Annotated in this window: 8 protein-coding genes; 6 read left to right on the plus strand and 2 right to left on the minus strand. The window is 41.9% G+C overall.

Annotated elements, in window-relative coordinates; all coding sequences use genetic code 11:
• The first annotated feature begins 76 nt into the window (after positions 1-76).
• Both C900_RS13625 and C900_RS13630 read left to right on the plus strand, forming a co-directional pair.
• Positions 77-1,027, plus strand: coding sequence for an NAD(P)H-dependent flavin oxidoreductase (locus tag C900_RS13625; protein ID WP_009580546.1), 951 nt, complete (start codon positions 77-79; stop codon positions 1,025-1,027).
• On the plus strand, positions 1,024-1,416 hold the full coding sequence (locus C900_RS13630) for a VOC family protein (protein WP_009580547.1): 393 nt from the start codon (positions 1,024-1,026) through the stop codon (positions 1,414-1,416). Before C900_RS13625 ends, C900_RS13630 begins: the two co-directional genes overlap by 4 nt.
• Here the strand turns inward: C900_RS13630 and C900_RS13635 are convergent.
• Positions 1,397-1,684, minus strand: coding sequence for a hypothetical protein (locus C900_RS13635; RefSeq protein ID WP_009580548.1), 288 nt, complete (start codon positions 1,682-1,684; stop codon positions 1,397-1,399). The two genes, C900_RS13630 and C900_RS13635, sit on opposite strands and share 20 nt — an antisense overlap.
• A gap of 498 nt (positions 1,685-2,182) precedes the next feature.
• Here C900_RS13635 and C900_RS13640 point away from each other — a divergent pair, with 498 nt between their 5' ends.
• A complete protein-coding gene (locus C900_RS13640) occupies positions 2,183-3,085 on the plus strand; it encodes a hypothetical protein (RefSeq protein ID WP_009580550.1) in 903 nt (300 codons plus the stop codon).
• A 16-nt stretch (positions 3,086-3,101) separates the two neighbouring features.
• The gene (locus C900_RS13645; protein ID WP_009580551.1) at positions 3,102-4,268 is read left to right on the plus strand and encodes an aminotransferase class V-fold PLP-dependent enzyme; all 1,167 of its coding nucleotides are present in this window, start codon (positions 3,102-3,104) and stop codon (positions 4,266-4,268) included.
• A 2-nt stretch (positions 4,269-4,270) separates the two neighbouring features.
• On the opposite strand, the gene C900_RS13650 is transcribed toward C900_RS13645, so the two are convergent.
• Positions 4,271-4,453 (minus strand): hypothetical protein, encoded by a 183-nt coding sequence (locus tag C900_RS13650; protein WP_009580552.1) that lies wholly within the window; start codon positions 4,451-4,453, stop codon positions 4,271-4,273.
• A gap of 170 nt (positions 4,454-4,623) precedes the next feature.
• On the opposite strand from C900_RS13650, the gene C900_RS28475 reads away from it, so the two are divergent.
• Positions 4,624-5,277: a YciI family protein gene (locus tag C900_RS28475; RefSeq protein WP_009580553.1), complete on the plus strand. Its 654-nt coding sequence runs from the start codon at positions 4,624-4,626 to the stop codon at positions 5,275-5,277.
• A gap of 197 nt (positions 5,278-5,474) precedes the next feature.
• Positions 5,475-5,873 carry a hypothetical protein gene (locus tag C900_RS13660; protein ID WP_157494026.1) on the plus strand — a complete coding sequence of 133 codons (399 nt, stop codon included), beginning with the start codon at positions 5,475-5,477 and terminating at the stop codon, positions 5,871-5,873.
• Positions 5,874-6,207 lie beyond the last annotated feature (334 nt).

Here is a 6,207-nt window from a genome sequence, read left to right on the forward strand (position 1 = left end):
CTATAAGCGGTTGCTTTTTGTCTTTCAATAATTTTACATTTGAAAAAACCACCTTGCTAAGTCAACAAAGAATACTATGGAAAACAGGATCAATAAGCTTTTTAAGATTCAATATCCGATCGTTCAGGCCGGAATGGTATGGTGCAGTGGCTGGAGACTTGCCTCTGCGGTAAGCAATGCCGGTGGACTTGGGCTTATAGGCTCGGGCTCTATGTATCCGGAGGTGCTTCGTGAACACATCCAAAAGTGTCAGAAAGCCACACAAAAGCCTTTTGGTGTTAATGTACCCTTGTTATACCCTGATATCGACCTGTTAATGAAGGTAATAATTGAAGAAGGTGTTAAAATTGTTTTCACTTCGGCTGGCAATCCTAAAACATGGACTGCAACCCTGCAGGCCGAAGGAGTCACGGTAGTGCATGTAGTATCAAGTATTAAATTCGCAAAAAAATGCGAAGAGGTGGGAGTGGATGCCGTGGTGGCTGAAGGCTTTGAGGCCGGAGGGCACAACGGTCGTGAAGAAACCACTACATTTTGTTTGCTACCCATGATAAGAGAGGCTATTTCGGTGCCGCTAATTGCAGCCGGAGGTGTGGCCACTGGCAGGAGTATGTTAGGCGCCATGGCGCTGGGAGCTGATGGCGTTCAGGTGGGCAGCAGGTTCGCCGTTAGTGAAGAGTCTTCCGCGCATCCTAACTTTAAGCAAAAGGTAGTGGACAGCCAGGAGGGAGATACCATATTGACACTTAAGGAGCTGGCTCCCGTAAGATTAATAAAAAACAAATTCTATGAAACTGTTCGCAATGCGGAAGCTTTGGGGGCAAGCAGAGAAGAATTAATGGCAATACTCGGTAAAAGGAGATCGCGCCTGGGCATATTTGAAGGCAACCTCGAGGAAGGCGAACTTGAAATTGGTCAGATTTCTGCTGCGATAAACGATGTATTGCCTGCCGGAAAGATCCTCATCAACATCTGGGAGGAATATGTACAATTAAAAGAGGCGTTTTGTCAAAAGAATCGGATATGAAAGAGATCACAAAAATTAAAGAGACCTGCCTGTATATTAAAGATTTAGACGCAGCCAAGGATTTCTACCATGGAAAGCTGGGCTTAGGCATCATCCACCATGAGCCCGGCAAGCATATCTTCTTTCGAGCAGGGTCATCTGTATTGCTATGTTTCAATCCCGAGGACAGTAAGGCAAAAAAATCCCCTCCTCCACACTATGCAGAGGGAAATCAACACTTTGCCTTTGAGGTAGAACAAAAAGACTATGATGCGGTGAAAGCACAAATAGCCTCATTGGGCATAAAAATCATCGATCAACTGGTTTGGAAAAGCGGCCAGGAATCTTTTTATTTCAATGACCCGGAAGGCAATGTGCTGGAATTTGTTCCTATCGGTGTTTGGGATTAGCAAGTGCCAGTGTTCCTACAGGATTGGCCTGGGTTTTAAATTCAGGCTTCACTTTTTCATTTTCAACCGGAACTATACTGGTAAATATCTTCTCAAACCAATGTTGATAATCCTTGTATAAAATACAATCTGACAATAGTGCTGTTTCCGTTTGTATTTTGATCACCACATCCTCATTCAGCCAATTTTGAATAGCTTCCTTTTGATCATTTGGCAAGTCCCCAACCCTCACGTAGTCGATCCCACGATATGTATTCGCTTCTATCATCCAACTAACAACTTATATTAATTATACATTTCATTAATAAGTCTTATAGTATATAAGTAACCCCGGTTAAAAAGAGGTTATACCTGAATATACAACAAATTGATCTAAAACCATCCGGCAAATTTCGTTTTTGTCATCTGCAATTCCTGAATATTGAACATTTGTATCTTTTTCTACAAGCTTAACTCATTACTGCAGAATGGCTTGACGTTTCACACAAGGCATGGCAAATTTTTGTATCACGCAACGATGTAACACAATAATGTCAATTCTTACCATCCCCGGCCAAAGATCTTCATGGTTTTTTGGTTCACTCCAATTGTTTAGTAAATATAGATTTTCTTTAACCCCGGTAAATATAGAACTTTATATGATGCTAATACCAATTGCAAAAGAGCATGTTAGTTATTAATAAAAATGTTAAATATGTATCTTTTGGTAAAAGTTGAGCCAATGAACATTTTTCTAACCTGTGAATCATAGCCGACCATGAAAATTATGCCGTATCTTATACTCTCCCTGCTCACCATCGCCAGCCTGAGCCATTGTCAGAAAAGCACAGGATCTATTTCAGATACTGTAGCCGTGCCATACACCCAAGATCAATTTCATGATTACTGGTACACCGGAAAAGCAGAAGTGGCTACTTATAATTTAAAACAGTCACGCTACGGAGAGATCCATGATGGAAAGGCAGTGTTGATCTTTGTAACCGAACCGTTTTCCAGATCAAAACAGGTGAAATTGGATCAGCCGGAGCAAGCGGGAGTCGATCATGTAACGGTAATGAAGCTTAATTATACTAAAAAATTTACTACGGGTATCTATCCCTACTCCATGATGCTCTCATCATTTACGCCAATAGATAGCTATCACCATCCCAAAACTTTAAAGCTAACTATGTCAAGCCAGGAATGGTGCGGACATGTATTTTCTCAGATGAATCTGGACGGTAAACATTATAATACAAGATCCTATTCGTATTTTGAACAGGAGGGAGATCTTGAAACTAAAGTAGATGCAGCGCTGCTTGAAGACGAGCTTTGGAACCGGATCAGGCTAAATTACAAATCGCTGCCTACCGGGAACATACAAGTAGTACCGGGACTGTTTTTTACTCGCATGGCTCATGATAACTTAAAACCTCTTGACACTACTGCTGAGCTGATACAAGAATCTGATACAGCCACTTATACCCTGACTTTCCCTAATCGCAAACTATCTATAAGTTTTAGCGCTGCTTTTCCTTACCATATCCTTTCCTGGAAAGAATCGTATAATGGCCTTGGGGGTAAGTTATTAACTACAGAGGCAGTTTTTGACAAGAAACTCCACATAGATTACTGGTCCAGAAATAAAACTACTGATAGCTATTTAAGAGATTCATTGAACCTTGAGTAGCTATATTCGCACTAATATGGAAGTACAACAATTATTAAAGAATCAATCCGAAAAGTTCAACCTGCCGGATAACCAGATATACCTGAACTGCGCCTATATGTCTCCAATGCTTAAAAGCGTTGAAGAAGCGGGTATAGCCGGAATACGAAGAAAGAGAAACCCTGCCAGTGTGGCCCCGGAGGATTTCTTCTCAGAAACGGAGATACTGAGACAGGAATTTGGCAAACTTATTGGCACTGAAGAGTATCAGCGAATTGTAGTAATTCCTTCAGTTTCTTATGGAATAGCCTCTGTGACAAATAACATAGATATTAAACCCGGGGAGAGCATTATTACTATGGGAGAGCAATTTCCAAGTAACTATTATCCCTGGAAAAACCTCTGCGAACGAAGTGGAGCCACCTTAAAAGCTATCAAGGCACCGGATACATTCCAAAACAGGGGCAGGTTGTGGAATCAAAAGATACTTGATGCGATTGATTCCAACACCAAAGTTGTGGCCATGGCTCACGTTCATTGGGCAGATGGCACGCTGTTCGACTTAAAAGCTATAAGAGAAAAAACCCATTCTGTGGGTGCGTTACTTGTCATAGATGGCACCCAATCTATAGGCGCACTGCCATTCGATATTAAAGAAATAGCCCCTGATGCTTTGATCTGCGCAGGTTATAAATGGCTCTTTGGACCATATTCCATAGGGTTGGCCTACTATGGTAAGTATTTTGATTATGGAAAACCTATTGAAGAAAACTGGATCAACAGGGCTGATAGTGAGGATTTTGCTTCATTAGTCAGCTATCAGGACGCGTACCAACCGGGTGCATTGCGGTATGAAGTGGGGGAACATAGTAATTTTATACTTGTGCCTATGATGCTGGAAGCGCTGAAACAGATCAATGCCTGGAAACCTTCCAATATACAGGAGTATTGTGCTTCAATTACAGCACAGGCGCTGAAGCGCTTAAATGACAGCAATTTTATCGTGGAAGACAGTCGCTATCGTGGAGAACATTTGTTCGGAATAAGAGCCAAAGCAGGTATCAACCAGCAACGGCTCAAGACTTTGCTGGCCCGGGAAAACATCCTGGTGTCTGTGCGTGGAGATGCGGTCAGGGTGGCGCCACACCTGTATAATACCAGTGATGATATGGAAAGGCTGATAGACGGCTTGCTACAACTTTAGGCTCATCTGTTGGTGTCACCGGTTCGTTTTAGTAACCCAATTCCTGAGGAGAAAAATATCAGCCCAAGTATGGCCAACGCCCATGAGTTGAGCACAACAAGTGGTGTTCCGAATATGCCAAATACTCCCAGAATAAGGCCAACAACTCCGGTCAGCAGCAGTATTATTCCCAATGCTTTGATCATTTCATTTTAATTAATCGAACGTTTTACAATTGAAATCAATTATCGTTCCTTTGATGTTGAGCAATATGTAAACCCGCTTTTTCCGAGTCTACATGTGGTTATTGCGAGTTTTATATTTATTTTTGGTTCCTCCGTGCAATTTTAATGTGGCAGCTACTCTACATTCACCTATGATCTTAAGAAAACTATTTTCGATTTCATTGCTGTTGTTTAGCATTACAGCAGCAGCCCAGGAAAAATACATGTTTGTATTTCTCAACAGCAAACCTGATAAAGAAGTGCTTCCTAAAAAGCAGGTAGATAGCTTACAGGCCGGTCATATGGCCAATATTCTGCGCCTTGCAAAAGAGGACAAATTAATAGTGGCAGGGCCTTTCGAAGGGGGCGGAGGGATCTTTATCCTAAATACGCAATCCGCTAAAGAGGCCAGCGAATGGATAAATACCGATCCTGCTATCAGGGCTGATCGTTACAATATCGAAATTCTGCCCTGGAACGTCCGGCACGGTGGCGCTTGTAAGGTAAATGAAGATGCTGAGTTTGCAACCTATACCTTTATCAGGTACAATACCTTTATAACAAAATTTAACGTACAGCAGGCCCCCGAGCTACTGCGACAGCACGATGCATATCTAAAAGAACTATTGCAAACGGGTAATGTGATCGTGGAAGGATTTTTCGACAACAGTGACGGAGGCATTATGGTAATGCAAGGTGCTGTCGAAGATGAGGTGTTGACGGCTGACCCGGCTGTAAAAGACGGTATCATAAAACCAGATGTTAAAAAAATATGGGTAGGCAAAGGCTCATTTTGTGAAAATTAGCAGCGCTTCCATCCCTACACAGCTCATAGCAAAAGTACTCTACGGCCACACTTGTTCCGCTTTCGCCCCTACGAGGTGTTGGATTTTCCAACAACTTTAAAGCAGCATCTTCCGGTATTAAAATCCCTTATTTTTCTTACTTGCTGATATACAGTTTCTTGTGTGCCTGAGCCTGTATTTGGCACGGTTATGATACTATGGCTAAGCAGATTAAAAAAATAATTAGTAAACCTTTAAAACTAAGAATGAATATGAAAACTTTAATCAAAACCATAGCTGCTGCGTTGATATTCGGAGTAGTAGCGTTCAATCAGTCGGCAGTAGCTCAAGTTGAAGATCAAGGTGACCAAACAATGGAGCAAAAACAGACTCCTCAACAAGGAGAAAAAGTTGAAGTGCAAATTACTCAGCTTCCTTCCGCTGTAAATGAGTCTATTCAAGCTGACTATGCTGACAGAAAAGCATCGAAAGCTTATAAAACTACCGATCCCAGAACTGGCGCTGTAGTTTACGAAATCCATTTCATTAACCCACAAGGTGTTACTGAAGCGGTAAAATTTGATGAGGAAGGTGAAGAAGTGGAAGATGACTTATAATCATCTTTCTAATTAGGGTAACACTTTTCTTTTAATCGGAGGCTAGCTCAAGGTCCCCCCTCAGGATATCATATAATCGGGGGCTTGAGAAAGCCTCTTTTTTTTGCTTTTCGCTAACTCCTTTTAGGGAGCCCTTAATGCTCTTAAGTTAACCTGAATTCGATACAGTGCCCGGATTTCGGACTCCCCAAACCTCCCCTGGCCCTTCCAATGCTCTTAAGTTAAGACGTCATCCCGAGGCAACCAACAACTTTAGTTGATTTTGAGGATAATGACATAGCTTTCAGAACGGCCTTGAGAAAATGGCGTTAAGAATTTCAATGCCACACGCACC

It is taken from the genome of Fulvivirga imtechensis AK7, assembly GCF_000331535.1.
GTDB classification, from domain to species: domain Bacteria; phylum Bacteroidota; class Bacteroidia; order Cytophagales; family Cyclobacteriaceae; genus Fulvivirga; species Fulvivirga imtechensis.